Origin of the sequence: Pseudomonas sp. UW4, assembly GCF_000316175.1 — a bacterium.
Lineage (GTDB): Bacteria > Pseudomonadota > Gammaproteobacteria > Pseudomonadales > Pseudomonadaceae > Aquipseudomonas > Aquipseudomonas laurylsulfatiphila.
Genome location: NC_019670.1, coordinates 650,064 through 676,361 on the forward strand (window position 1 = coordinate 650,064; position 26,298 = coordinate 676,361).

The window sequence follows — 26,298 nt, forward strand, 5'->3', positions numbered from 1 at the left end:
GTCAATATTGATTCGACTGACACTCCCTCTTCGCGAGCAAGCCCGCTCCCACAGTGTTCGGTGGGGTCAGTGGATGATCCAGCTGAGCAGCCAAAGCCCCAGCAACAACCAGATGATCCCCATGATGAACGACGCATTGAGAAAGGCGCGGATCGCCGTCCACAGCAGGATCAGCCCGAGGATCAAGGTCACGATGCTGACGACCGAAGTCTCCATGCCCAGCGCCTGGGACAAGCCTTCGATAAAATTGCTGCTGGCGTTGCTCAACAGATTGAACAGCCCACTGAGACCATCAACGATGAAGCGGATGATCGAGCCGAGTACCTGGCCGAGCCATTCGGAAAAACCTTCTACCTGCATGGAGTGAACATCCTGATCAAAGAGAATTGAGCCTTGGGCTGTCGATCATGCGCCGAGTTCCCACAAGCATAGAGCGTTGCACCGCAACTGTGGGAGCGAGCCTGCTCGCGGAAGCACTGGATCAGACACATCAATGTTGGATGTGCCGCCGCCTTCGCGAGCAGGCTCGCTCCCACAAAAAAACAAACGGGACACTGAGCCGTTGTCACTTGCCTTCACCTGTGATCCCCCTGAAGCTATACGCCTTCAGGAGAACCCGATGAACCTTGTTGAACTGACCGAACGCCTGCACGCCATCCGTGACCGCAATGACTGGCGGCAATTTCACAGCCCGAAAAACCTGGCCATGGCCGCGAGCGTGGAAATGTCCGAGCTGGTGGAGATTTTCCAGTGGCTGAGCGAAGACCAGTCACGCCAGTTGCCGGCGGACAAACTCGCCCATGCCGGGCAGGAAGTCGGTGACATCGTGCTTTATCTGTTGCTGTTGTGCGGCGAGCTGGGCCTGGACATGGAGGCCGTGGTGCGCAGCAAACTGGCGGACAGCGAGCGGAGGTTCAGCTGATGAGCGACCGTCATTTCGATCAACTGGCGACCCGTTTCGCCGAAAAAATCTACGGCGGTGCCAAAGGTGCGATCCGTCTGGCGGTGTTGCAGGCCGACCTGGCCGAAACCTTGCCCGACCGCCCGCTGCGCGTGCTGGACATCGGCGCAGGCCTTGGCCACATGTCGTTGTGGCTGGCCCAGCGTGGCCATCAGGTGACCCTCGCCGAACCTGCCGAACCGATGCTCGAAGGCGCCCGCCAACGCTTCGCCGATGCCGGACAGAGCGCCACCTTCATTCAGGCACCCTGGCAGGAACTGCTAGGGCAGCTCACCGAGCCCTACGACCTGGTGCTGTGCCACGCCGTGCTGGAATGGCTGGCCGAACCCCACGCCATCCTGCCGGTGCTGCATCAACTGACCAAGGCGGACGGCTGGCTGTCCCTGGCGTTCTACAACCGCGATGCGCTGATCTACCGCAACTTGCTCAAGGGCCATTTCCGCAAGATGCGCAAGAACGACATGGCCGGTGAAAAGCAGAGCCTGACCCCGCAGCAGCCCCTTGATCCGCGGGAACTGGCGGCGCAACTTGAGGGGCTATGGCGGGTCGAAACCCAGAGTGGCGTGCGGGTTTTTCACGATTACATGCCGGTGGAATTCCAGGCTCGCGCCGAGCTGGTGGACCTGCTGGAAATGGAGCTGGCCCACCGCCGCCATCCAGCCTATGCCGGGCTTGGGCGTTACTTGCACTGGATCTGTCGGCCTGTCTGATCGGAGCACGCAATGAAAAGTCATTCAGGTGTACTGCTGTTCTGCCTGGGGCTGGCCGCCTGTCAGGGCAGCAACCCTTATGTCGCCACGTCCAACCCTTTGCCACCGGCACCACCGCAGGCCGCCAAGACCTTCGACCGCAGCGCTTACCCGGCACCACCCCGTGACTATGGACGCTACCGCAGTTGGGCCTGGCTCGACGGGCACATGCCAGCGGGCACGGCCTGGGCTGATTCGGCGCAGGTTGCCGAAGCGGTCAGCAATGCGCTGGACCAGCGCGGCTTGCGCCCGTTGCACGACAATCGCCCGGCCGACCTGTTTGTCAGCGCCGACCTGCGCCTGGAAACCCGCTTGCGCCAGGTTCAGGACGATTACGGTTACTACGGCGGTTACGGTGGCTACGGTCCGGGATACGGCATGTACGGCAGCGTGCCAGTCGTGCGCACCTATTCGGAACAGGTCGTGGTGGTTCAGGTGGACATGTTTGACGCCAAAAGCGGTCAGCCGATATGGAGCTCCAGCGCTGAAACCGGCAACCGGGGCAGCGAAAGCGAGCGCGCCGATGCCATACGGGAGGCTGTGGAAAAGGCGATGTCGGCGTATCCTCCCAGTTAGTTTCTGTAGATAAGAAGCATTTCGCAGGAGAACCATCATGTTCCGCCGTTTCATACTACTGGCCATGGTCGCGCTGCTCAGTGCCTGCGCCGCCAACCAGGTCAATCATGACTTCGACGCCAGCCGCGACTTTGCTGCCTATCGCAGCTGGACGTGGAAAGAACCCGCCCTGCAATACCGTCCCGATGATCCACGGATCAAGAGCGACCTGACCGAACAGCGCATCCGTCAGGCGGTAGCCGATCAACTGGACCAGCGCGGTCTGCGCCCGGCCGCCGCGGGTGCCAAGGGTGACTTGAATGTGCAGACCTACCTGATTGTCGAAGAGCGGCAACAGCAGGTGACCACCAACTACGGCGGCGGGTGGGGTAACCCGTGGTATGGCTACTATGGCGCGCCCATGTATAACGAAACCCGCAACGTCAGCTACAAGGTTGCCACCATCCAGATCGACCTGCTCGATGGCAAGGACGGCAAACTGGTGTGGCGTGGCAGTGACGAACAGATATTGAGCCGCACGCCGAACCCTTCGGATCGACGCGATGCCATCTGGGAAACGGTTACACGGATATTGGCCAACTATCCACCGCACGCCACTTAGAATCAGCCAGTCTCTCAACCCCTGTGTTCCCACAGGGGTTTTTATGCTCGACACTTGCGAGCCTGGGGATCGACCTGAACCAGGTCGAGGTGGGTGCCAACCTCGGTTGTCACACGGGACGCCCAGCCCTGGTGATCTAGTCCGTCAGCACAATCGGCAGTTCAATGCAGAAACGCGCACCCTCGGTGGCGTTCTGCACGCTCAGCTTGCCGCCCATGTTCTCGACAATGCCATAGCTCACCGACAGCCCCAGACCGGTGCCGACACCCGCCGGTTTGGTGGTGAAGAACGGCTCGAAAATCCGCTCCAGCAAACGCGGGTCGATACCGCCGCCGTTGTCTTCGACCCACAGGCGTACCGCGTGTGTATCCTGTTCGGCGTACACCGAAATCCACGGTTTGAAATCGGGGTTGGCCTCGCGCTTGCCGAGCAATGCATCCCGGGCGTTGACCATCAGGTTGATCAGCACCTGCTCAAGCTGATCGACGTAGCCGCGCACCAGCACATCAAACCCGGTCTCGCTGATGCGCAGATCGACACCTTTGCCGCGCATCCCTTCGGACAACAGCGCCAGCGTGCCTTCGATGGCCTGGGCCGGGTTGAACGGTTGCTGCTCGATTTCCGAGCGGCGGCCGAACACCCGCATGTGGTCCACCACCCGCGCGGCGCGTTGCACCTGGCTGTCGATACGGGTGAGCTTGTCGATCAGGTAGTCCACCTGTACGTCGCCGTTGTTGAGGCGCTTGAGTACATTGACGATGGCCATGCGCATTACGTTCAACGGCTGGTTGATCTCATGGGCCAGGCCGGTGGCCATTTCGCCGAGGGTGGCCATTTTCGCGCTTTGTGTGAGCTGCTGCTGCGAGCGTCGTACCTCGGTGTTGTCGCGCCCCACGGCCTGGACCTCGAGCAAGCGTCCCTGTTCGTCGAACACCCCGCGATCGGACCAGACCCACCAGGCGTGCTCGCGGCCGGGCAGTTGCAGGCTGATCTCGGCGGTACTGACCGGAAACTCCGGGCTCAACTGGTTCAACCGCCGGGTGAATGCCTCGCGCTGGTCCCCGGACATCCAGTTGCCCAGATTCACCCCCGGCAATTGCTCGGGCGCCAGTTCCAGATAGGTGGCCAGTGGGCGATTGCCGAAGGTCAGGGTCAGATCCGGCTGGTAGCGGCAGATCATCGCCGGCGAGTCTTCCACCAGAATCCGGTAGCGTTCTTCACTCTGCCTGACCTGCTCGGTCGCCAGGGTCGCTTCGGTGACGTCCAGCCACAAGCCCACGGCCTCCACCGGCAAGCCGAGGTCGTCGCGCAACAACTTCGCTTCATCGAGCAGCCAGTGATAGTCACCCTGACTGTCGCGCAACCGATAGCGGGCGCGCACCGAGCCTTCACGCAGCAACAGCCGCGTGCGCTCGAAATACTGCAGGCGGTCGTCGGGGTGCACCCGCTCCACCAGCGTTCCGGGGGCGCAGTCGGCCAGGGTCCAGCCGAGCAACGGGAGCAGGCTGTCGCTGAAGAACACCGGTCGCAGTGCGCCTTCTTCATAGCGCTGTACATAAATCACCGCCGGTGAACTGGCGATCAGATTGTCCAGGCGCGCATGGGCGGCGGCGGCGCTCTGCTGCTGATTCTTGATGTCGCTGATGTCGTGCATGAAACCCACCAGTCGACGGTTTTTGCCCACGCCCAGCGCCTGGCCTTGCAGGCGATACCAGACGGGTTCGAGTGCATCGTCGGGGCGATACAGGCGCACGCACAACAGCAGCGGCGTGCCCGACGCCTGCAAGTCCTGCAGACGGATGCGCAGCTCTTCTCGGTCGGCGGGATACACCTGGTCGAGCCAGTCCTGTACGGATAAACGCGACGTTCCAAGGTTCAGGGTCGTCGCCAGCGAAGGTGCCAACTGCACTTCTTCGCTGTCGCTGAAAACTTCCCACCAGCCTGTGCCCAGCAACGCTTGCAGCGATTCCAGGCGTTCCAGTTGCAGGTGATGCCGGTGCTCGCGCAGGCGTTCGAGCAAGGGGCTGGCGAGCGCGGCGGTGATTTGCAGCCAGTCGCGCTCGGTGACATCGGGGGCGCGTTGTTGCGGCGTGTAGAAACCGCACAGCAACCAGGCGACCACACCGTGCGCATCGTGGTAGGGCACGGCGAAGCCATCGTTATTGCCGAACGTGCCTTGCAGGCGCGGGTGTTCGCGCGGGATCAGGTACTGGGGTGCCGAGCCGCTCAAACTGTCCAGCCCCGTGCCCAGGCGCTGGTCGTTTTGCCATAGCTGCGGTGCATCGAAAGCCGTGTAGTGCTGGTGAATCTGCCAACCCTGCTCCTGCTCATCGAGCAAGGCCAGGGCAATGCAGGGGATCTGAAAACGCTGGGCCAGGTTTTGCAGTTGTTCGCCCAGCACCTCGGGCAGGCGTGTCAGGCTGCACAGGCGCAACTGTTCGGCGATTTGCAGCGCCAGCACCTGGCATTGCTCGCGGTTGCGCGATTGCCGGCGCTCGAGCAACAAGTCGCCGATGTCGAGCATCTGCAACAGCCAGGCGTCGGCCAAGGGTTGCACCCAGCCGCGCAAATGCAGGGGCGGACCATTGAGACTGTAGAAGTCCAGGTCCAGGGTTTGTCCCTGCCAGTGCGCCGGCGCGCCTTCGATGACGAGGCCGCTGTGGGGCAACAGGAAGTCGAGCAGGTGTGGTTCCTGTGTGCCGGGGGGATGCTGGGCCAGCAAGTGCCGCAGCGGACCGCTCAATTGAACGACACGCCCATCGGCATTGAGCTGCATCTGCAATCCGAAGCTGTGCACCCGCAGTGTTTCCGGCGGCTCCGGTGGGGGCGGCGGGTGGCGGTGGAGCAGGCGCCCGAACAATTTATCCCCGGCACTCAAAATTGCAGGCTCGCACTGGCCGTGAGGGTCGCCGGCAGATTGGGTGCCCGACCGATGCCGGGCAGGTTCAGGAACGGAATGACGGCGCTGATTTTATTGGCGGGGTAATGAATGGCGACGGTCAGCAATCCCAGGGCGAACTCTATCGCGGCGGCACCTTTTTGTTTGTGGGGGAGTCTGGCTTTCATGAGTGCGTCTACCCTGACTATCACTGAGTAATGTCAGCATAGAATCATTCCGCCAAAACGGAGGTTTTTACCGAGTGCAGAGCTTTAAACTCATGGCCGCCCCGGGTCTTGCGACGGACGGTATGCACGTGCCCGGCACGTTTACGGGTGCTGGAAAACCAGCACCATCTATGACGAAAAGGCTTACTTGCAGGCTTTGACGCGGCACGGATCAACGTTGGTAGAAGCGCCGATGGAGGTCGTCACAGGTTGACGGACAGGCTCAGGGCGTGAGGGGGCGGTTGGATCAAGATCAAGAGCTGCAGGCGAGCTAACGCTCGGCCTGATGAGTGGTGAGAAGCGTGGGGTTACCCCGGCCCATTGTGGGAGCGGGCTTGCCCGCGAAGGCGGTCTTACAGTCAACCAATCCCGTGTAGTTTTCCTCAAGTCCCGAGGAAACCTCTGACACGCTTTTCAGGTTGTCCGTCGGAAGCGCGATCTCTAGCCTTTGTCCGTCGCTGCAAAATCAGTGATCGGGTTTGGTCGCCCGGGTTTAGAATGGCGCACAGTGCCGCGCTAGCGGCATTTTTGTGCTTGCTTGATGGCGAGCTGTGCGTGGGAGGGCCTAGGCCCTGCCGGGTTTCCATTCCCTGGTCGACCAACCTGCGTACGGTTCGCCACCCTTCTGCTTGGTCGCAGTGATGGCGAACTCCAAATCCAAGAATGGAGATTCACCATGATCAAACCAACCCCAAATCCCCCCGAAACCGACGACGTTTCCCCCTTTCAATCCCCCCACTCAAACAAACTCCACGAAGCTGCCGACCGCGCCCTCGATCACTACCTCAATCCACCCAGGCAGCCTGTCACCCACAAACCCAGCACGATGTTCGTCATCGCCCCGAACATCGACACCGAAACCCTGCTGGCCCACGCCTGTGAATCACTGGCGTCGGCGAGTGTGATGGCTAGTGATTTCGCGGGTTTTCTGCAGGGCTCGCAGCGCAATACGCTGCTGGGGATTGCGCAGGTGATCATGCTGGGTGAGCTGGCGGTGAACCGGGCGTTGGATAATCTCGATCCGCAAGACTGACCACGGAGCTTTGTGGCGAGGGAGTCCTCCCGCTCGGGTGCGTAGCGCCCGCCCGACAAGCTTCCTCGCCACAGACATCGGACTTGTCAGGCCACCGGCTCCCAATGCCCGACCATGTGCTCCAGATCCCCGACACCCACCAACTGAAAGTCCCCGCTCGCCCCCGGCTCGCTGGCGAGCAACGTCACCTCACCGGGCAACCGTACCGGCTTCTTGAACTGCACCGCGATCTCGACGTTCGCCACAGGCAGATGCCCGGCCAGTGCCGCCAGTGTGCGCGCCTTGTTCCACAGGCCATGGGCGATGGCGGTCGGGAAGCCGAAGAGTCGGGCGCTGGCCGCGCTCAGGTGGATCGGGTTGTAGTCGCCGGACACCTTGGCGTATTGCCGACCGATGTCCGAGGGCGCTTTCCAGTGTTCGACTTCGTTCATGTCCAGACTCGTTACCAGGTTCTCCTCAAGCGGTTCGCCCTGGAGTTTGACGCCGCGGCAGAGCATCCGGCTTTGTGCCTCCCACAACGGCCCCAGTTGATCGTCGAGGGTAGTCAGCAAATCGAACGTCGCGCCTTTTGCATGGGGTTGCAGGTTCTGCACCTGAACGCCGACACGCGCCCGACTTACCCCACCCATAGGGCGTAGCAGACGAATTCGATTGCTAAGGTGAATCAGGCCCAGCAGCGGGAACGGGAAGTCCCTGGCCGTGAGCAATTGCATCTGCAAGGCAAAGCCGAGGATATGAGGATAGGTCGGCGGCAGCAGGCCGTTGTCGGCGAAGCCACAGACCTTGCGATAGGCCGCCAGGCGTTTGGGATCGACGTCGACCCAGCAGCGCAAACCCGAATCGGGCAGGGTGGTGCCTGTGATTTTTCGCCGTGTCGCCGCTCGTGCGTACAGCCCCGGGAGGCTCGGTTCGCGGTTGAGAGTGTGCCAGTCGGTGATCATCCTCAAGCCCCCAGAACGCTTTGCCCGCATACGCGCAACGCTTGCCCGGTGAATGCGCCGGTGCCCGGTTGCGCGAGCCAGGCCACGGCTTCGGCGACGTCCTGTGGCAGGCCACCCTGGCCGAGGGCGCTCATGCGCCGTCCGGCTTCACGCAGGCCGAAGGGGATGTGCGCGGTCATTTGCGTTTCGATGAATCCCGGTGCCACGGCGTTGATGCTGATGCCGCGTTCGGTGAGCAGCGGCGCCCAGGCTTGCGCCAGGCCTATGAGCCCGGCCTTGCTCGCGGCGTAGTTGGTTTGCCCGCGATTGCCGGCGATACCGCTGATGGAGGCCAGCAGAATCACCCGAGCGTTGTCGTGCAGGGCGCCGCTATCGAGCAGGGCTTTGGTCAGCACTTGCGGTGCGTTGAGGTTGACTGCCAGTACGGCGTCCCAGAAGTCCGGGGTCATATTGGCCAGGGTTTTATCGCGGGTGATGCCGGCGTTGTGCACCACGATGTCGAGGCCGTCGGGCAGTTGTTCGATCAACTGCGAGGCTGCATCTTCGGCGCAGATGTCGAGGCTGATGCTGCGCCCGCCGAGGCGTGCGGCGAGGGCATCGAGATCGGTTTTGGCCGCTGGCACATCGAGCAGGATGACGTCGGCACCGTCACGGGCCAGGGTTTCGGCGATGGCAGCACCAATGCCGCGCGCCGCGCCGGTCACCAGTGCCTTGCGCCCGGCGAGCGGGCGCGTCCAGTCGCTAACGGGCGTCGAGCACGGATTCAGGCGAATGATCTGCCCGGACACGAAGGCGCTTTTGGGCGAGAGGAAAAACCGCAGCGGGCCTTCCAGTTGCGCCTCGGCCCCTTCGCCGACGTAGATCAATTGCAGGGTGCCACCGCTGCGCAATTCCTTGGCCAGGGAACGGCTGAAACCTTCCAGGGCGCGTTGGGCACTGGCAGCGAACGGGTCATGCAGGGTTTGCGGATCGCGTCCGAGAATCACTAGGTGCGCACAGTGATCGAGGTTCTTCATCAGCGGCTGGAAGAACTCGCGCAGTTGCTTGAGCTGATCGGTGTGCAGCAGGTCACTGGCGTCGAACACCACGGCCTTGAGTTTCGGTCCGTGGCCGGGAATCCAGGCCGTGGCCATCGAAGGCTCGGTGCCGTAGCTGTAGATCGCGTCGGTCAGGCGGTTGGCGAAGGCGCTGACGTGTTCCGCCAATGGCCCGCCGCCGATCAGCAGCGCACCTTCCACGGGCCGCAGCCGGCCTGCCTGCCAGCGCTCCAGTCGAGTCGGTGCCGGCAACCCCAGGGCACCGACCAGGCGATGGCCGATGGACGAATTGGCGAAGTCGATATAGCGGTCAGACATGGAACGCGCTCCGAAAGCTTGGGTTCAAAGTGTGGACCATGAATGGCGATCAGTCGTTCGATCCACGAGATAAGGCCTACGCTTGGTTACATTGTAGGAGCGAGCTTGCTCGCGATGGCGGTTTATCAGGCATACAAAATTTGACTGACAGACCGCCATCGCGAGCAAGCTCGCTCCCACAGGGGACCTTGCTCACATTTAAAATTTTGCAGAGGCTTTATATGACCCAGCTGCGCCGCGTCGCGATCATCGGCGGTAACCGGATTCCTTTCGCCCGCTCCAACGGCCCCTACGCCACGGCCAGCAACCAGGTGATGCTCACTGCTGCCCTCGAAGGCCTGATCGAGCGCTACAACCTGCATGGCCAGCGCATCGGCGAAGTGGTCGCCGGGGCCGTGCTCAAGTTGGCGCGGGACATGAACCTCACACGCGAGTGTGTACTCGGCTCGCGGTTGTCGCCCGCCACCCCGGCCTATGACATCCAGCAGGCGTGCGGCACCGGGCTGGAAGCGGCGTTGCTGGTGGCGAACAAGATTGCCCTGGGCCAGATCGACTGCGGCATCGCCGGTGGCGTGGACACCACCTCGGATGCACCGATCAGTGTCAGCGAAGGGCTGCGCAAAATCCTCCTGCAAGCCAATCGCGCCAAAACCACCGGCGACAAACTGAAAACCTTCCTGCAATTGCGCCCCAAACATCTGATCCCCGAGTTTCCGCGCAACGGTGAGCCGCGCACGGGGTTGTCCATGGGGCAGCACTGCGAGCTGATGGCCCAGACCTGGAACATCCCGCGTGAAGCCCAGGATCAATTGGCGCTTGAGAGCCATCAGAAACTGGCGGCGTCCTATGCCGAAGGCTGGCACAACGATCTGATGACGCCGTTCCTGGAACTCACCCGTGACAACAACCTGCGCCCGGATTCGACCCTGGAAAAGCTCGCCGCACTCAAGCCGGCCTACGAGAAAAGCGCCAAGGGCACCCTGACGGCGGGCAACTCCACGCCGCTGACCGATGGGGCGTCACTGGTGCTGCTGGGCAGCGAGGAATGGGCGAAGGAGCGCGGTCTGCCGATTCTCGCGTATTGGCGTGACGGCGAGGCTGCTGCGGTGGATTTCGTCAACGGTGCCGAAGGGTTGTTGATGGCGCCGGTCTACGCTGTGCCGCGCTTGCTCGCGCGCAATGGCCTGACCTTGCAGGACTTCGACTACTACGAAATCCACGAAGCCTTCGCCGCGCAGGTGCTGTGCACATTGAAGGCGTGGGAGGATCCGCAGTACTGCAAAACCCGTCTGGGGCTCGATGCGCCGTTGGGCTCGATTGACCGCAGTCGGCTCAACGTCAAGGGCAGTTCACTGGCGGCAGGGCATCCGTTTGCCGCCACGGGCGGGCGCATCGTCGCCAACCTGGCGAAGTTGCTGGATGCGGCGGGAAAGGGGCGGGGACTGATTTCGATTTGCGCGGCGGGCGGGCAGGGTGTGACCGCGATCATCGAACGCTGAGTTAAAACAACTGTGGGAGCGAGCTTGCTCGCGATGGGGGAGTGTCAGCCAACATCTATGTTGGATTAACCATCCTCATCGCGAGCAAGCTCGCTCCCACAGGGTTTAGTGGTGAGTTTGCAAATCAGGTGCGGAACCTGCGCACCAGCCCGTCCAGCTCATTGGACAGCCCGGCCAGGCTCTGGGAGTCCAGGCGTGCCGAGTTGGCCAGCTCCGCCACCAGTTGCGCATCGCCATGGATCTGGCTGATGTGCCGGTTGATGTCTTCGGCCACTTGATGCTGTTGTTCCGCCGCCGTGGCGATCTGGGTGTTCATGTCGCGGATCACGTCCACCGACTCGCGAATCTGCCCGAAGCTGTTGCGCGCCTCGCCGATGCGTGTCACCGATTGCTGGGACACTTCCAGACTGGCGTGCATCTGTTGGGTCACCTGGCTTGTGCGTTTGGCCAGGTTGCCCAGCAGTCCGTCGATTTCCGCCGTGGAGTCGGCCGTGCGCTTGGCCAGGGCTCGTACTTCGTCGGCCACCACGGCAAAGCCGCGGCCTTGTTCACCGGCCCGGGCCGCTTCGATCGCGGCGTTCAGCGCCAGCAGGTTGGTCTGTTCGGCGATCGAACGGATGGTCCCCAGGATCGACTGAATGTCGTTGCTGTCGCGCTCCAGTTGTTGCATCGACTGGGCTGACTGTTCGATTTCCTGGCTCAGGCGATCAACGCTGTTCACCGCCGCATCGATCTGTTGCTGACCTTCGCGCGCCTGGCGCTGGCCACTGTCGGCGGATTCCGCCGCCTGGCTGCAAGAGCGCGCAACTTCGTTGGCGGTGGCGACCATTTCGTGGAATGCCGTGGACACCATGTCCACCGCTTCACGCTGGCGTCCGGCGGCTTCGGCCATGTCGCTGGAGACCTGGGTCGAACTCTTGGACGTGGCGAGGATCTTGCCCGCCGCGCCGCCGATGTTCTGGATCAGGTTACGAATTGCGGTCAGGAACTGGTTGAACCAGTTGGCCAGCTGCGCGGTTTCGTCGTTGCCACGGATTTGCAGGTTCTGGGTCAGGTCGCCTTCGCCTTGGGCGATGCCTTCCAGGCCGCTGGCCACGCTGCGGATCGGACGCACGATGAGGCTGGCAAAACTGGCGCCAACGGCGGCGAAGATGACGGCCAGGACGGCGGCGATGATGGCGATCAACCAGGTCAATCGGGTCGCGGAGCTCATCACGTCGTTCTGTTTGATCAGGCCGATGAAGGTCCAGCCCAGTTGCTCCGACGGCCAGACGTTGGCCATGTAGCGCTCGCCGTTCAACTCCACTTCCACCAGGCCCTTGCCGGCCTTGGCCAGTTGCGCGTAGCCCTCGCCCAGGCTGTTCAGCGGTTTGAAGTTGTGTTCCGGTTGTTTCGGATCCACCAGGACCGTGCCGGTGTTTTCCAGCAGCATCAGGTAGCCGGTTTCGCCGAGCTTGATCTGTTTGACGATTTCGGTGAGCTGCTTGAGCGTCACGTCGATGCTGACCACGCCACCGTTGGTGCCCAGCTTGTTGTCGATGGTGCGCACGGTGCTGACGTAGGTCGCGTCGTCCTGGGCCCAGTAGTAGGCCTCGGTGCGAAACGGCTTGCCCGGTTTGGCCTGGGCGGCCTTGTACCAGGGGCGCTGGCGCGGGTCGTAGTTGTTCAGCTTCGGATCATCCGGCCACGACACGTAGCCGCCCGCCGCCGTGCCGAGGATGGCATAGGCGTAGGAAGGGTGGCTGTTGCCCAGGTCCTGGAGCAGGGTGAAGACCTTCTTGTCCATCTCGCCCTGGGGAACGCTCTCGGCGTTGGCAGCCATGTAAGTCTTGAGGCTGTCGTCGGAGTTTCGGATCAGCGGCTGCCTGGCCAGGTAATCGACGTTCTGGCTGATGCTGTCAAAGAACAATTGCATGGCGTTGCTGACCTGACGAATCTCGCGGGCACTGCCGTCGATAAATTCGTCCCTGGCATCACTGCGCAGGTTCAGCACAACGAGGGTGGCGACCAGCACCACGGGTAGGCAGGCGATGATTGCAAACGCCCAGGTCAACTTCTGTTTGATGTTCATCCGCGCTCCAGATTTTCTTGTAGGCCCACGCAGTGCAGATGACTCGCGGTTTATTGGCAGCCGTAATCGTTCTTGGTCAACCCGGGTCCTTGAGTGCGGCATCGCTTTTGTTGTGGCTGCGATTGTCGGACAAATCACTTTGTCACTAAGGACTTCGGCTGTTGTCGGAGGAAATTGAGGCCTGTTGGGAAAAATCCTACGGAAGGATTCAGAAGTGGTGTCGGCTTCTGTCGCAATTGCCCTCAATGTCCTTGCACAACAAGTGACGCAGGCTCGGCTATGATCCGGAGTGACCCGTGGCGGTCGTCGGTTTTACCCGTTGAAATCGGCACATTGTGTGCTTGTGCAATGTTCATAAGTCGGCAACCCCTCCCCCCCGTGAGTGGATTGCCGTATAACGAATGACTTTCGCGTGTTTGGTAATAAAGGACCCACAATAAAAGCTGATGAAGACTCCAAAACGCATTGAACCCCTGATCGAGGACGGTCTGGTCGACGAGGTGCTGCGCCCACTCATGAGTGGTAAAGAAGCAGCTGTTTATGTGGTGCGCTGCGGTAACCAGTTACGTTGCGCGAAGGTCTACAAGGAGGCGAACAAACGCAGTTTTCGTCAGGCGGCCGAGTATCAGGAAGGCCGCAAGGTGCGCAACAGCCGTCAGGCCCGGGCGATGGCCAAGGGCTCCAAGTTTGGCCGCAAGGAAACCGAAGACGCTTGGCAGAACGCTGAAGTGGCGGCGCTGTTCCGCCTGGCCAATGCTGGTGTGCGGGTGCCCAAGCCGTTCGACTTCCTTGAAGGCGTGCTGCTCATGGAGTTGGTGGCCGACGAGTACGGTGATGCCGCGCCGCGTCTGAACGATGTGGTGCTGGAGCCGGACCAGGCAAGGGAATATCACGCGTTCCTGATTTCGCAGATCGTGCTGATGCTGTGTACCGGTCTGGTGCACGGCGACCTGTCCGAGTTCAACGTGCTGCTGACGCCGACCGGCCCGGTAATCATCGACCTGCCACAAGCGGTGGATGCGGCGGGCAACAACCATGCGTTCAGCATGCTGGAGCGCGACGTGGGCAACATGGCGTCCTACTTCGGGCGGTTTGCGCCGGAATTGAAGAAGACCAAATACGCCAAGGAAATGTGGGCCTTGTACGAGGCTGGCACCTTGCACCCGGCCAGTGTCCTGACCGGCGAGTTCGCCGACACGGAAGAGCTGGCGGACGTGGGCGGCATCATGCGCGAAATCGAGGCCGCACGCTTGGATGAAGAGCGCAAGCAAGCGGCACGTGCGGCGGACGATGCGCCGCCGGGCAAGACCGAAGAACCGCCTCCACCGTGGATGCAGTGATCGGCTAAAGAAAAACCCGGCTTCGGCCGGGTTTTTTGTGGGTTACAGATTCAATGTGACAGACACCATACCTGTGGGAGCGAGCTTGCTCGCGATGACGTCGGCACATCCAGCATTGATGTATCAGATACACCGCTATCGCGAGCAAGCTCGCTCCCACAGGGTTTTGCGGTGCCCTGCAATCACGCGCGGGCCGGGGTGGCACAGCACCCCGACTCCAGATTCTTCAGAATCGGGCAATCCGGCCGATGATCGCCATGGCAGTGCTCAACCAGATCCTGCAACGTATCGCGCAACTGCCCCAGTTCACGGATCTTCCGGTTCAGTTCATCGATATGCTGACGGGCCAAAGCCTTCACATCGGCGCTGGCGCGCTGGCGGTCTTGCCAGAGGGTCAGCAACTTGCCGACTTCCTCCAGGGAAAACCCAAGGTCCCGCGAGCGCTTGATGAACGCCAGCGTGTGCAGATCGTCATCGCCATACACTCGATAACCGCTGTCGGTGCGATGGGCCGCCTTGAGCAGGCCGATGGATTCGTAGTAACGGATCATCTTTGCGCTCAGGCCGCTGTGGCGGGCCGCTTGGCCGATGTTCATCGGTTGTCCTCCAGGTCCTTGGGTTTCCAGGTTTTCAACAGTAGCGCATTGCTCACCACGCTGACGCTCGACAGCGCCATGGCTGCACCGGCCAGCACCGGATTGAGGAAGCCAAACGCCGCCAGCGGAATGCCGATCAGGTTATAGACAAAGGCCCAGAACAGGTTCTGCCGAATCTTGGCGTAAGTCTTGCGACTGATCTCCAATGCAGCCGGTACCAGTCGCGGATCGCCGCGCATCAGGGTGATGCCGGCCGCGTGCATGGCGACGTCGGTGCCGCCACCCATGGCGATGCCGATGTCGGCGGCGGCCAGTGCCGGGGCGTCATTGATGCCGTCGCCGACCATCGCCACCACGCCGGTTTCTTTCAGTGCGGCGACCGTCGCGGCTTTGTCCGCCGGCAACACTTCGGCATGCACGTCCTGGATGCCCAGCGCCTCGGCCACCACCTTGGCGCTACCGCGATTATCGCCCGTCAGCAGGTGGCTGCTGATGTTCCGTGTGCTCAGTTGCTGCACCGCTTGCAGCGCGCCGGGCTTGAGGGTGTCACCGAAGGCGAACAGGCCCAGCACCTGGGGGGCGGGGGATTGTTGGATCAGCCAGGACAAGGTCCGGCCTTCTTGTTCCCACGCGATTGCCGAGTCGGCCAACGGTCCGGCGTTCAAGCCGCTGTCCTCCAGCAGGCGACGATTGCCCAGAGCCAGACGACGCCCCTCCAGTGTGCCGGCAATGCCGCGGCCGGTCAGGGACTGGCTGTCGCTGACGTCGGTCACCTTCAAGTGGCGTTCGGCGCAGGCATCCAGAACAGTCTTGGCTAGTGGATGCTCACTGCCGCGTTGCAGGGCGCCGGCCAGTTGCAGCAGGCTCGCTTCATTGCCGTCGATGGCACTCAGATGAGCAATGCGCGGGGCGCCGGAGGTCAGGGTGCCGGTCTTGTCGAATACCACCGCGCTGACTTCATGGGCACGCTCCAGGGCTTCGGCGTCCTTGATCAGAATCCCGTAGCGTGCCGCCACACCGGTGCCGGCCATGATCGCTGTCGGAGTGGCCAAGCCCAGTGCGCAAGGGCAGGCGATCACCAGCACCGCGACGGCGTTGATCAGCGCTGTTTCCATCGGCGCGCCATACAGCCACCAGCCGATCAGGGTTGCCAGGGCAATCAGCAGCACGGTGGGCACGAACACCTGGCTGACTTTATCCACCAGTTTCTGGATCGGCGCCTTTGCGGCCTGGGCGTCTTCCACCAGGCGGATGATCCGTGCCAGTACGGTTTCCGCACCGAGGGCCTGGGTACGCACCAGCAACCGGCCTTCACCGTTGATCGCGCCGCCCGTGACTTTGTCGCCGGGCTGTTTGGGCACGGGCAGGCTTTCGCCACTGATGAGGGCTTCATCGGCGTGGCTCTGGCCTTCTATCACTTCGCCATCGACCGGGAAGCGCTCACCGGGTTTGACCATCACCAGGTCATTGAGGCGCAGGGCGCTGATGGCGACTTCCTGCTCACGGCCATCGAGCACCTGAATCGCCCGTTCCGGGCGCAAGGCTTCGAGGGCGCGGATGGCGCTGGCGGTCTGGCGCTTGGCGCGGCTTTCCAGGTACTTACCCAGCAATACCAGGGCGATCACCACCGCCGAGGCTTCGAAATACAGGTGCGGCATGCGCCCGGCAGCGGTGGCCCATTCATACAGACTCAAGCCATAACCGGCGCTGGTGCCCAGGGCCACCAGCAAATCCATGTTGCCGGCCCCGGCGCGTATGGCTTTCCAGGCAGCGACGTAAAACCGTGCACCGAAGATGAATTGCACCGGCGTGGCCAAGGCGAATTGCACCCAGGCCGGGAGCATCCAGTGCACGCCGAACGGTTGCAGCAGCATCGGCAAGACCAGCGGCAAGGCGAGGACAATGGCCATGATCAAGGCCAGGCGTTCGCGATACAGGCGCTGTTGCTGGTTGTCGGCCGGCGGGTGTTCGGCTTCCCATACGCTGGCGGTGTAACCGGCCTTGGTCACGGCCGCGATCAAGGTTTGCGGATCGACCTGGCCGAGCAGTTCAAGGTGGGCGCGTTCGTTGGCCAGGTTGACGCTGACGCTTTTCACGCCCACCACCTTGCCCAGCGCCCGCTCGACCCGACCGACGCAGGATGCGCAGGTCATGCCGTCGATGCTCAGTTCCAGATTTTGCTGCGGCACGCTGTAGCCGGCCTTGGCCACGGCATCCATCAGGGCTGGCAGGCTGTCGCTGGGTGCCTGGACCCGAGCCTGTTCAGTGGCGAGGTTGACGCTGACGGCACTGGCGCCAATGACTTTGCTCAAGGCGCGCTCGACACGCCCGGCGCAGCTGGCGCAGGTCATGCCGGCAATCGGCAGGTCGAACGTGGTGGATTCGGACATCGGTCGCACTCCCTGTAGTAGATGACCACAGGATCAACCTTGCCATGCTGGCAAGGTCAAGTGCCAATCTGAAATTCACCAGAGACTAAATGTGGGAGCGAGCCTGCTCGCGAAAGCGGTCCTTCAGTCACATCCATGTTGAATTTGCCACCGTCATCGCGAGCAGGCTCGCTCCCACAAGGGGTGTTTGTCAGTAGCCGAGACCGGCGCGCTTGAGGTACATCCCTTCCTGCGTCATCGCGATCCGGTACTTGAGGACATCGCCGGCCTTGAGCTGGATATTCTGCGAGCCCGGCGCGAGCATGCCCGGATTGCAACCAGGCATCTGCCCCGGGAGTAACTTGAGGCGCAGTGAGACAATGCCGGGCGGCAGGTTGAACGAGGTGCTCTGCTCCTGAAACAGCCGCGCCGCCAATTGATCCTGGATGTACACACCGATCTCGCAGCTGGTCGCGACTTCCAGGCGTTCGCGGGAAATGATCAGCACGCCATAATCCTGACCGGCAGCATTGACCGAAGGCACGGCGGCGAAAAGGCTGAGAAAGCCAAACAGGCTGAAAACCGACCAGCGCATGGCTGAATCTCCTGAGTTCGAGTCATTGATGGACGCAGCTTGGCCGAGCGTAGCGCCGATTGCCAGCCCGGCAGCAATCTTCAGAACTTGACCTTGCCATGGTGGCAAGCTCGAAACTGGACTCAACCCTCGGAAAAGGAGTCATCCCATGCAAGTGTTCAACGTTGAAGGCATGTCTTGTGGCCACTGCGTCAAGGCCATCACTCAGGCCGTGCAGGCCAAGGACCCGGCAGCCAGTGTGCGGGTCGATCTGGCGGCGAAAGAAGTCGGTGTCGAAAGCGCGCTGACTGCCCAGCAAGTGATCGAGGCGATCAGCGAAGAGGGGTATGGCGTCAAACTGGCCTGATTTTGATAGTTAGCGAGCTACCGGAATGTTCAAGGCGTCCATGCGCGGCTAGACTGTCGGGCTGCCGACTCCTGCCTCACTGGATGCCTGATGAACTTCCGTACCATTCTGATTCTCGGCGCCTTGAGCGCTTTCGGTCCGCTGGCGATCGATTTCTACCTGCCGGCCTTCCCGGCCATGGCGCTGGCTTTTGGTACGGACGAAAATCACGTCCAGATGACGTTGGCGGCCTACTTCCTCGGCTTGTCCATCGGTCAGTTGGCCTATGGCCCGGTGGCGGATCGTTTCGGGCGACGCATTCCGTTGCTCACTGGTGTCGGTCTGTTCACCGCGGCCTCGGTGGCGTGCGCCTATGCGCCGAATCTGGAATGGCTGATCGGTGCACGTTTCGTCCAGGCGTTGGGTGGCTGCGCGGGCATGGTGATTTCCCGGGCGGTGGTCAGCGACAAGTGTGATGCAGTGGGCTCGGCGAAAGTCTTTTCACAGTTGATGCTGGTGATGGGGCTCGCGCCTATCCTCGCGCCCTTGCTGGGTGGGTTGCTGGTCAACACCACAGGCTGGCAGTCGATCTTCCTGGCCTTGACCGGGTTCAGTGCGTTGGCGGGGCTGGCGGTGGCCACGGGATTGCCGGAAAGCTTGCCGGCCCACATACCGCGCCAACCGCTATCGGGTGCGCTGCGTCAGTACGGTCGGTTGCTGGCCGACCCGATATTTCTTGGCCACGCCTTGACCGGGGGCATCGCCATCGCCGGGATGTTTGCCTACATCGCCGGTTCACCTTTCATCATCATCAAGCTCTACGGCGTTCCGGCCGAGCATTTCGGCTGGTTGTTCGGCACCAATGCGGCGGGCTTCATTCTGGTGGCGCAGGTCAACGCGCGGCTGCTGGCCAAACGTGGCCCGACCTTCTTGCTGGCGCGCGCGGTGTGGGTTTATCTCGCGGCCGGTCTGACCCTGCTCGCTGTCAGCGCTCTGCACACGGCCCACCTGTGGCCGCTGCTGATTCCATTGTTCATCTGTATTTCCAGCCTCGGTTGCATCAGCCCCAACGCCGCCGCCTGCGCGATGAGCGGGCAGGGCGCACGGGCCGGCAGCGCGTCGGCGCTGCTCGGTTGCCTGCAATTCAGCGTGGCTGCCGGTGCCTCCGCGCTGGTGGGCGTTTTGCACGATGGCAGCGCCGTGCCGATGGCCATGGTCATCAGCCTGTGCGGAGTTCTGGTGGTGAGCGCTGCGCTGCTCACCCGGCGTTTGCAAAATGCCCGGGCGCTGGCGCAAGCCCAGGATTGAGACCGGAATCAGCCGGCAGCACGCTGCGGGTGGAGGATGGGGATCTGGTGAGGGGCCTGGATGCGGGCTTCGAGGGTACGTGTGAAAGCGCGAGCTTCTGCTTCGCTGCGGAACGTCACCGCATGCTGGTCTAAGCGGACTTGCCACTGGGATTTTGCCAGTTCTTTTATCAGGATCTTCACAGCTGAATTCCTCTTTTAAAAGATGTCTCGTAAAAGACGTTACGCAAAAGACTGCCTCGCAGGAGATTCGATTGTAGTCCTGAATACGAGCAGCATTGTGACAAGGATCAACTGTCGGACTGACGGTTTGTAACCAAAAAAAACACGACTTTTCGAGGGCGTCCACAGGGGTTGTCTGCGACCGGGACGTTCCGGTCGCAGACGAAAAAACGCAGAAAGGATGAAACCGGAAAGGTTTTTTTTCAGCGTTTCAAAACCCCTCCAGAACAATCTTGCCCTTGGCCTTGCCGCTTTCCAGCAGGGCATGGGCACGGCGCAAATTGGCCGCATTGATCGTGCCGAAGTGTTCACCCACCGTGGTTTTCAGTGTCCCGGCATCGATCAGCCAGGCGACGCGATTGAGCAGGTTGTGCTGCTCGATCATGTCCGCGGTTTCAAACAGCGAACGGGTGTACATGAACTCCCAGTGCAGCGACAGGCTCTTGCGCTTGAGCTTGGTCACGTCCAGCGACTTGGGGTCATCGATCAGTGCCAGCTTGCCTTGGGGCGCCAATGCCTCGACCAGTTGGTCCAGGTGCTGGTCGGTCTGGGTCAGGCTGGCGACGTGGGTGACCTGATCCACACCGGCCCGCTTGAGTGCTTCGCTCAGTGGCTGGCCATGGTCGATCACCAGATCGGCACCCAGCTCTTTCACCCAGCTTTGGGTCTGCGCACGCGAAGCGGTGCCGATGACTTTCAGGGCCGTCAGCTGGTGAGCCAGTTGCGTCAGAATCGAGCCCACGCCACCTGCCGCGCCGACGATCAACAGGCTCTGGCCTTCGTCGGTTTTGCCTTCGCGCACTTGCAGGCGTTCGAACAACAGTTCCCAGGCCGTGATCGCGGTGAGCGGCAGGGCGGCGGCCTCGGCGAAACCAAGGGTCTTGGGCATATGGCCGACGATGCGTTCGTCCACCACATGCAATTCGCTGTTGCCGCCCGCCCGGGCGATGGAGCCGGCGTAAAACACCTTGTCGCCGACCGAGAACAGCGTCACCTCACTGCCCACGGCCTTGACCACGCCAGCCACGTCCCAGCCTAGCACCTTGGCCGCGCCGCCTTCGGGTTGGACGTTCTGGCGCACCTTGGTGTCCACCGGGTTGACCGAGATGGCTTTGACTTCCACCAGCAAGTCGCGAGGGCCGGCAACCGGCTCCGGCAGCTCGATGTCTTGCAGGGCTTTGTCATCACTGATCGGTAACGAGGCGTAGTAGGCAATGGCTTTCATGGGCGACTCCTGAACACAAATAAAGAAGCGATTCGATGGGGAGATGATTGGCTATTTCTCCTGAAGATAAAACCGGCTAAAAGAGCAGTCTCTTTCAATGTTTTTTTGATAATCGGTGTTCTTGATGCGTTTCGATGACTTGCAGTTGTTCGTGCGGGCGGCGGACCTGGGCAGTCTGTCCGCCGCCGCGCGGGGCATGGACATGTCGGCGGCGGCGGCCAGTGCAGCGCTCAAGCGCATCGAACGGCAACTCGGCGCCCGTCTATTGGCCCGGTCGACCCGCAGCTTGCGCCTGACCGCCGAAGGCGAGGGCTTTCTCGAATACGCCCGCGCGGCCTTGAGCAATCTCGACGAGGGCCGGCGATTACTGGCCAGCGGTCAGGACCAGGTCAGCGGGGTTCTGCAACTGTCGGCGCCGTCGGACTTTGGCCGCCATCTGCTGTTGCCCTGGCTTGACCAGTTTCAGCGCGAACATCCGAAACTGACCGTGCGCCTGCTGCTGGGGGACCGCATCGCCGACCTGTTCCGCCAGCCGGTAGACATTGCCCTGCGCTACGGTGAACCGGAGGACTCCAGCCTGGTGGCGCTGCCCATCGCCCCACAGAACCGCCGGGTGTTGTGCGCCGCTCCCGACTATCTGGCTCGCCACGGCGAACCGCGGCATCTGGAGCAACTGGCACAGCACAATTGCCTGTTGTACATGCTCGGCAGCAGGGTCCACGATCACTGGAGTTTTCACGACGGCAAACGCGAAGTCAGCCTGACCGTCAGCGGCGATCGCTTCAGTGACGATGCCGATGTCGTTCGCATTTGGGCCGTGGCCGGTGCCGGGATCGCCTACAAATCCTGGCTCGATGTCGCCGCCGATGTACTGGCCGGGCGCTTGAAGGTGCTGATGCCGGAACTGCTCTGCGAGCGCGCACCGTTGAATCTGTTGTGCGCGCATCGCGCGCAATTGAGTAAGCCGGTGAACCTGTTGCGCGAAATGCTTGTCAGCCGATGCGCCCTGTTGAACAGTCAATTTCCGGGCTATTCGGATATTGATCATTAGTCGCACAAAAAAAGAGAAATTTCCCTCAGGAACTATCACCACCTATACCGGGCGGAGGACAGGATCCGCCGACCAACCCGCATATACTAGCGCCCTCATCATGTAAGTAGCGTCGAGCCCCAATGGCGGGTCCACGTTCGAGTCGGCTCGGCAGCACGGTCATCCTTCTGACCTTCGCGGCATCGGCCAGGCAGCGCCAATGGGTGAGCAAGGCGTTGCCGGATTCATGGCAGTTTCCACGGATTGGCCGACGACACATTACTGGTCAAGATGTTTCTGGTCAGAAGACGAAACGATTCAACAGGGAGTGAATACATGGAACATGCACCTTGCATCAGCCAGATCGCCACATTGCTGGCTGACCCAAAGCGCAGCGCAATGATGTGGGCCTTGATGGATGGTTCGGCGCGAGCAACCGAAGAGTTGGCATTACTGGCCGGCCTGTCACAGTCTTCGGCCAGTGCACACCTGGGACGTTTGTCCGCTGGAGGTCTGTTAAGGGTTGAAATCCGTGGCCGCAAACGCTTCTTCCGCCTGGCTGCCCCCGAGGTCGGGGCGGCAATCGAAGCGCTGGCCAGCGCGACCTTCGCCAGCGCGCACCAGGATATTCCGGAGGTGTTCAAGCGCAATGCGCCACTGGTCAAACCCCGGGCAGTGCGCTCGTCATTGCTGAGTGCCCGGCTGTGCGACGATCACTTGGGGGGTACCCTGTCCGCCGACCTGTATCAGCGACTGCTGGAAGCGGGCTGGATCGAACATTCGGATCAGCGGGTCACGGTCACGCTCAAGGGCGCGACGGAGTTGGCGGCACGGGGAGTGTTCATCCAGGCGCTGGCCCATCACAACGGCAGGGTTGCCTGCGCGTGCCCTGACTGGAGCGAAAGACGCCCGCACATGGGCGGCTCGCTGGGTGCGGCCTTGTTGCAGCTGTTCATGCAGTCGGGGTGGCTGAGCCTGCCCAACGATTCCCGAGCCTTGCAGGTGACGGCCTCCGGGCAACGGGAAATTCATCGCTTTGCCCTGGAAACCGACCTGGAAATGGCACTGTAGGCGCCGGCTTGCCGGCGATGGCGGCCTCCCATCCAGCATCGCCGGCAAGCCAGCGCCTACAAGGTTTGCCTTCAGGGTTTCACCAACCGCGCATCGAGGCTGTTCTGCGCCAGGCGTCTGGCCTGGTCCTGGGTCATGCCCAGGTGGGTGTGCAGGGCATGAAAGTTCTCAGTGACATAACCGCCGAAGTACGCCGGATCATCGGAGTTCACGGTCACTTTCACCCCGCGTTCCAGCATGTCGAGAATGTTGTGCTGCGACATGTGATCGAACACGCACAACTTGGTGTTCGACAGAGGGCATACGGTCAGCGGGATCTGCTCGTCAATGATCCGCTGCATCAGGCGCTCGTCTTCGATGGCGCGTACGCCATGGTCGATGCGCTGGATTTTCAGCAGGTCGATGGCTTCCCAGATGTACTCGGGCGGGCCTTCTTCACCGGCGTGGGCGACGGTCAGGAAGCCTTCGTGACGGGCACGGTCGAACACGCGCTGGAACTTGCTTGGCGGGTGGCCCATCTCGGAACTGTCCAGGCCCACGGCGACGAACGCATCGCGGAACGGCAGGGCCTGGTCGAGGGTTTTCTGTGCTTCGTCTTCGCTCAGATGGCGCAGGAAGCTCAGGATCAAACCGCTGGTGATACCCAGCTGCTGCTCGCCATCCTTCAGCGCGGCGGCGATGCCGTTGAGCACCACTTCGAACGGGATGCCACGGTCGGTGTGGGTCTGCGGGTCGAAGAACGGTTCGGTGTGAATCACGTTCTGCTCTTTGCAGCGCAGCAGGTACGCCCACGTCAGGTCATAGAAATCCTGGGAGGTGCGCAGCACATCGGCCCCCCGATAATACAGGTCGAGGAACTCTTGCAGGTTGTTGAAGGCATACGCCTTGCGCAAGGTTTCGACGTCGCTCCATGGCAAGGCAATCTTGTTGCGCTCGGCCAGGGCGAACAACAGCTCGGGTTCCAGCGAACCTTCCAGGTGCAGGTGCAATTCTGCCTTGGGCAGGGCGTTCAGCCAGTCATACATGATTCTTTTCTCATCAGGTGCAATGGTCGCCATTCTACAGAGGGTTGCCGCAACAATTGGTAAAACCTGACCAGGCGGTTCATCACCCAGCTTCCTGTTCCCGTCGATAGGCGTAGGTATCGGCGAAGCGCGAGAGCAGGAACCCGGCGCAGGTGGTGGCCGGGTATTTCGCCGGGTGCAGTGCATCCTGACAACCGGGCAGGCATTCGATGCGGGTATCCGGGTGCGGCTCGGCGAAGAACGGCACCGAATAACGATCCACGCCCAGGGGGCTGATCACCCGGTGCGGCGTCGACAGGTAACGGTCGTTGCTCCAGCGCGCCATCATGTCGCCGAGGTTGACCACGAACGTACCGTCGATGGGTGGCGCGTCGATCCATTCACCTTTGACGTTGCGTACCTGCAAGCCACCGGCGGCGTCCTGATAGAGCAGGGTGATGCAGCCGTAGTCGGTATGGGCGCCGGCGCCTTGCTGCTCGGTGGAGCTGGCCGTGTGACGCGGCGGGTAGTGGATCAGGCGCAACACACTGACCGGGTCATTGAAGCGAGTGTCGAAGAAATCGCGCTCAATCCCCAGCGCAATGGTCATTGCCCGCAACAGCGTTTGTGCGAGGGCCTGCATGTCGACGTAGTGTTGCTCCATCAGCGCTTCCCAACCGGGCAGGGACGGATGGCGATTGGGGCCGCGCAAGGGCTTTTCCGCCAGTACATCAGGGTGGCCGGCCGGCAGGTGAAGACCCATGTCAAAGGTTTCCTTGAGGTCACTGGGCTTGCTCGGGTCCAACTGTTCGGTGGCGATGGCGCCGTAGCCGCGATGGTGACGGGTCTGGGTGATGTCGATCTTGAGTTTTTCGGCAGTGGGTTGGGCGAAGAAGCGTTTGGCGTGGTCGAGCAGGGCGTCGATGCGCGCGGCACTGATTGGATGGCCCTTGATGTAGAAGAAACCCCACTCGCGGCAGGCGTGGTCGATTTGTGCGGCCACGGCTGACCAGGCTTTCTGGTCGTCGCTGTAGAGCGGTGCGATGTCGATGATGGGGAGGCTGGTCATGCGCAATCCTTGAAAACACTATGGTTCCAATGTGGGAGCGGGCTTGCTCGCGAAAAGGCAGGTACATCCAACATCTCCGTTGTCTGACAGACCGCATTCGCGAGCAAGCCCGCTCCCACAGGGGGTTGTGTGGTGGTTGAAGTGTTACTTCGGTATTTCAGCCTTCATGCCTTCCACGTAGTAATTCATCGACGCCAGCTCCGCCGTGGTCGCGCTCACGCCCGCCGGGATTTTTTCGACGCCGGCCTGATCCTTGATCGGCCCGGTGAACGGCTGCAGCGTACCGCTCTTGATATTGGCGATGAGCTGTTCGGCTTCGCTTTTCACCGCAGCCGGCACCAGGTCGCTGATCGGCAGCTCAACCGTGCCTTCTTTCAAGCCGCCCCAGTAGTCTTGGGACTTCCAGTCATGATCGATCAGGCTTTGGGCTGCCTGAATGTAGTGCGGACCCCAGTCGTTGACGATGGAGGTCAGCACCGCCTTCGGCCCGAAGTGCGCCATGTCCGAAGCGTAGCCCACGGCATACACGCCGCGACGTTCGGCGGCCTGGATTGGCGCCGGGCTGTCGGTGTGCTGGAACACCACGTCCACGCCCTGGTCGATCAGGGCGTTGGCGGCATCCGCTTCCTTGCCCGGGTCGAACCAGGAATTGACCCACACCACCTTGATTTCGGTACCGGGGTTGTACTTGTTCAAGGCCAGCTGGATGGCATTGATGTCGCGGATCACCTCCGGGATCGGGAACGAGGCGACATAGCCGATCTTCCTGGTCTTGGTCATCTTTGCCGCGAGGAAGCCACCGACGTAGCGACCTTCGTAGGTGCGTGCCAGGTAGGTGCCGAGGTTCTTGTCCTGCTTGTAGCCGGTGGCGTGTTCGAAGGTCACCTGGGGAAACTGTTTGGCGACTTTCACGGTCGGGTTCATGTAGCCGAAGGAGGTGGTGAAGATCAGGTCATATTTGTCCTTGGCCATGTTGCGGATCACCCGCTCGGCGTCGGCCCCTTCGGCCACGTTCTCCACATAGTTGGTGGTGATCTGCGGGCCGAATTTTTCCGCGAGCTCCTTGCGTCCCTGTTCATGCTGATACGTCCAGCCGTGGTCGCCGATCGGGCCGATGTAAACGAAGCCGACTTTCAGCGGGTCGTTGGCACTGGCACTCAGGCTGGCGCTCAGGCCGATGGCGGCGGTAACGGCGCAAAGCAGCTTCTTCAACGGACGGTTGTGCATGAACTGGAGCTCCATTTTGTTCTGTGG

24 protein-coding genes and 1 pseudogene are annotated in these 26,298 nt (G+C 61.7%); 11 read left to right on the forward strand and 14 right to left on the reverse strand.

The annotated features are described in order from the left end of the window. Positions 1-66 precede the first annotated feature (66 nt). Positions 67-360 (reverse strand): hypothetical protein, encoded by a 294-nt coding sequence (locus PPUTUW4_RS02865; protein ID WP_015093316.1) that lies wholly within the window; start codon positions 358-360, stop codon positions 67-69. A gap of 259 nt (positions 361-619) precedes the next feature. On the opposite strand from PPUTUW4_RS02865, the gene PPUTUW4_RS02870 reads away from it, so the two are divergent. From PPUTUW4_RS02870 to PPUTUW4_RS02885, 4 genes are read left to right on the forward strand one after another with little or no spacing between them, the layout of a single operon-like run. Continuing rightward, positions 620-922 (forward strand): MazG-like family protein, encoded by a 303-nt coding sequence (locus PPUTUW4_RS02870; protein ID WP_015093317.1) that lies wholly within the window; start codon positions 620-622, stop codon positions 920-922. After that, a complete protein-coding gene (locus PPUTUW4_RS02875) occupies positions 922-1,671 on the forward strand; it encodes a methyltransferase domain-containing protein (RefSeq protein ID WP_007971340.1) in 750 nt (249 codons plus the stop codon). Before PPUTUW4_RS02870 ends, PPUTUW4_RS02875 begins: the two co-directional genes overlap by 1 nt. Positions 1,672-1,683: 12 nt before the next feature. After that, positions 1,684-2,286 carry a DUF4136 domain-containing protein gene (locus PPUTUW4_RS02880; RefSeq protein WP_015093318.1) on the forward strand — a complete coding sequence of 201 codons (603 nt, stop codon included), beginning with the start codon at positions 1,684-1,686 and terminating at the stop codon, positions 2,284-2,286. 37 nt (positions 2,287-2,323) lie between these two features. Continuing rightward, positions 2,324-2,887 carry a DUF4136 domain-containing protein gene (locus tag PPUTUW4_RS02885; protein WP_015093319.1) on the forward strand — a complete coding sequence of 188 codons (564 nt, stop codon included), beginning with the start codon at positions 2,324-2,326 and terminating at the stop codon, positions 2,885-2,887. Between the two features lie 136 nt (positions 2,888-3,023). Here the strand turns inward: PPUTUW4_RS02885 and PPUTUW4_RS02890 are convergent, their stop codons facing one another. Together PPUTUW4_RS02890 and PPUTUW4_RS02895 are read right to left on the reverse strand one after the other, a co-directional pair. Continuing rightward, positions 3,024-5,765: an ATP-binding protein gene (locus PPUTUW4_RS02890; RefSeq protein ID WP_015093320.1), complete on the reverse strand. Its 2,742-nt coding sequence runs from the start codon at positions 5,763-5,765 to the stop codon at positions 3,024-3,026. Continuing rightward, positions 5,762-5,896, reverse strand: a pseudogene (locus tag PPUTUW4_RS02895) (pilus assembly protein); the annotation flags it as partial. The pseudogene PPUTUW4_RS02895 and the gene PPUTUW4_RS02890, both read right to left, overlap by 4 nt. Positions 5,897-6,668: 772 nt before the next feature. Between PPUTUW4_RS02895 and PPUTUW4_RS02900 the strand changes: the two are divergent. Continuing rightward, a complete protein-coding gene (locus tag PPUTUW4_RS02900) occupies positions 6,669-7,025 on the forward strand; it encodes a DUF6124 family protein (protein WP_015093322.1) in 357 nt (118 codons plus the stop codon). 86 nt (positions 7,026-7,111) lie between these two features. Here the strand turns inward: PPUTUW4_RS02900 and PPUTUW4_RS02905 are convergent, their stop codons facing one another. Together PPUTUW4_RS02905 and PPUTUW4_RS02910 are read right to left on the reverse strand one after the other, a co-directional pair. Then, complete coding sequence (locus PPUTUW4_RS02905; RefSeq protein WP_015093323.1) at positions 7,112-7,966, reverse strand: MaoC/PaaZ C-terminal domain-containing protein; 855 nt, start codon at positions 7,964-7,966, stop codon at positions 7,112-7,114. Between the two features lie 2 nt (positions 7,967-7,968). Then, complete coding sequence (locus PPUTUW4_RS02910; protein WP_015093324.1) at positions 7,969-9,321, reverse strand: 3-oxoacyl-ACP reductase; 1,353 nt, start codon at positions 9,319-9,321, stop codon at positions 7,969-7,971. 221 nt (positions 9,322-9,542) lie between these two features. Here PPUTUW4_RS02910 and PPUTUW4_RS02915 point away from each other — a divergent pair, with 221 nt between their 5' ends. Further along, on the forward strand, positions 9,543-10,820 hold the full coding sequence (locus PPUTUW4_RS02915; protein WP_015093325.1) for an acetyl-CoA C-acetyltransferase: 1,278 nt from the start codon (positions 9,543-9,545) through the stop codon (positions 10,818-10,820). A 124-nt stretch (positions 10,821-10,944) separates the two neighbouring features. Here PPUTUW4_RS02915 and PPUTUW4_RS02920 read toward each other — a convergent pair whose 3' ends face one another. Then, positions 10,945-12,891, reverse strand: a complete 1,947-nt coding sequence (locus tag PPUTUW4_RS02920; RefSeq protein WP_015093326.1) for a methyl-accepting chemotaxis protein — start codon at positions 12,889-12,891, stop codon at positions 10,945-10,947. Between the two features lie 446 nt (positions 12,892-13,337). Between PPUTUW4_RS02920 and PPUTUW4_RS02925 the strand changes: the two genes are divergently transcribed. Further along, positions 13,338-14,231 carry a PA4780 family RIO1-like protein kinase gene (locus PPUTUW4_RS02925; RefSeq protein WP_015093327.1) on the forward strand — a complete coding sequence of 298 codons (894 nt, stop codon included), beginning with the start codon at positions 13,338-13,340 and terminating at the stop codon, positions 14,229-14,231. A gap of 182 nt (positions 14,232-14,413) precedes the next feature. On the opposite strand, the gene cueR is transcribed toward PPUTUW4_RS02925, so the two are convergent. The 3 genes from cueR to PPUTUW4_RS02940 form a co-directional block, all read right to left on the reverse strand. Then, complete coding sequence (gene cueR / locus PPUTUW4_RS02930) at positions 14,414-14,827, reverse strand: Cu(I)-responsive transcriptional regulator (protein WP_015093328.1); 414 nt, start codon at positions 14,825-14,827, stop codon at positions 14,414-14,416. After that, the gene (locus PPUTUW4_RS02935) at positions 14,824-17,217 is read right to left on the reverse strand and encodes a heavy metal translocating P-type ATPase (RefSeq protein ID WP_015093329.1); all 2,394 of its coding nucleotides are present in this window, start codon (positions 17,215-17,217) and stop codon (positions 14,824-14,826) included. The genes cueR and PPUTUW4_RS02935 overlap by 4 nt, the downstream gene beginning before the upstream one ends. Positions 17,218-17,407: 190 nt before the next feature. Further along, a complete protein-coding gene (locus tag PPUTUW4_RS02940; RefSeq protein WP_015093330.1) occupies positions 17,408-17,791 on the reverse strand; it encodes a hypothetical protein in 384 nt (127 codons plus the stop codon). Between the two features lie 148 nt (positions 17,792-17,939). Here PPUTUW4_RS02940 and PPUTUW4_RS02945 point away from each other — a divergent pair, with 148 nt between their 5' ends. Further along, positions 17,940-18,137, forward strand: coding sequence for a cation transporter (locus tag PPUTUW4_RS02945; protein WP_007996466.1), 198 nt, complete (start codon positions 17,940-17,942; stop codon positions 18,135-18,137). A 90-nt stretch (positions 18,138-18,227) separates the two neighbouring features. After that, positions 18,228-19,424: a multidrug effflux MFS transporter gene (locus PPUTUW4_RS02950; protein WP_015093331.1), complete on the forward strand. Its 1,197-nt coding sequence runs from the start codon at positions 18,228-18,230 to the stop codon at positions 19,422-19,424. Positions 19,425-19,432: 8 nt separating this feature from the next. On the opposite strand, the gene PPUTUW4_RS30000 is transcribed toward PPUTUW4_RS02950, so the two are convergent. After that, entirely contained in the window at positions 19,433-19,606 is a 174-nt protein-coding gene (locus PPUTUW4_RS30000; RefSeq protein WP_007971850.1) for a hypothetical protein, read from the reverse strand. A gap of 250 nt (positions 19,607-19,856) precedes the next feature. Further along, positions 19,857-20,870 (reverse strand): zinc-binding alcohol dehydrogenase family protein, encoded by a 1,014-nt coding sequence (locus tag PPUTUW4_RS02955; protein ID WP_015093332.1) that lies wholly within the window; start codon positions 20,868-20,870, stop codon positions 19,857-19,859. A gap of 121 nt (positions 20,871-20,991) precedes the next feature. Here PPUTUW4_RS02955 and PPUTUW4_RS02960 point away from each other — a divergent pair, with 121 nt between their 5' ends. Together PPUTUW4_RS02960 and PPUTUW4_RS02965 are read left to right on the forward strand one after the other, a co-directional pair. Beyond that, complete coding sequence (locus PPUTUW4_RS02960) at positions 20,992-21,921, forward strand: LysR family transcriptional regulator (RefSeq protein WP_041474976.1); 930 nt, start codon at positions 20,992-20,994, stop codon at positions 21,919-21,921. 315 nt (positions 21,922-22,236) lie between these two features. Further along, positions 22,237-22,971 carry a helix-turn-helix transcriptional regulator gene (locus tag PPUTUW4_RS02965; RefSeq protein ID WP_015093334.1) on the forward strand — a complete coding sequence of 245 codons (735 nt, stop codon included), beginning with the start codon at positions 22,237-22,239 and terminating at the stop codon, positions 22,969-22,971. A gap of 71 nt (positions 22,972-23,042) precedes the next feature. Here PPUTUW4_RS02965 and PPUTUW4_RS02970 read toward each other — a convergent pair whose 3' ends face one another. The 3 genes from PPUTUW4_RS02970 to PPUTUW4_RS02980 all read right to left on the reverse strand — a co-directional run bounded on the left by PPUTUW4_RS02970 (position 23,043) and on the right by PPUTUW4_RS02980 (position 26,271). After that, the gene (locus PPUTUW4_RS02970) at positions 23,043-23,996 is read right to left on the reverse strand and encodes an adenosine deaminase (RefSeq protein WP_015093335.1); all 954 of its coding nucleotides are present in this window, start codon (positions 23,994-23,996) and stop codon (positions 23,043-23,045) included. Positions 23,997-24,078: 82 nt separating this feature from the next. After that, complete coding sequence (locus tag PPUTUW4_RS02975) at positions 24,079-25,044, reverse strand: 2-oxoglutarate and iron-dependent oxygenase domain-containing protein (RefSeq protein WP_015093336.1); 966 nt, start codon at positions 25,042-25,044, stop codon at positions 24,079-24,081. Between the two features lie 144 nt (positions 25,045-25,188). Then, positions 25,189-26,271: a BMP family ABC transporter substrate-binding protein gene (locus tag PPUTUW4_RS02980; protein WP_015093337.1), complete on the reverse strand. Its 1,083-nt coding sequence runs from the start codon at positions 26,269-26,271 to the stop codon at positions 25,189-25,191. Positions 26,272-26,298 lie beyond the last annotated feature (27 nt).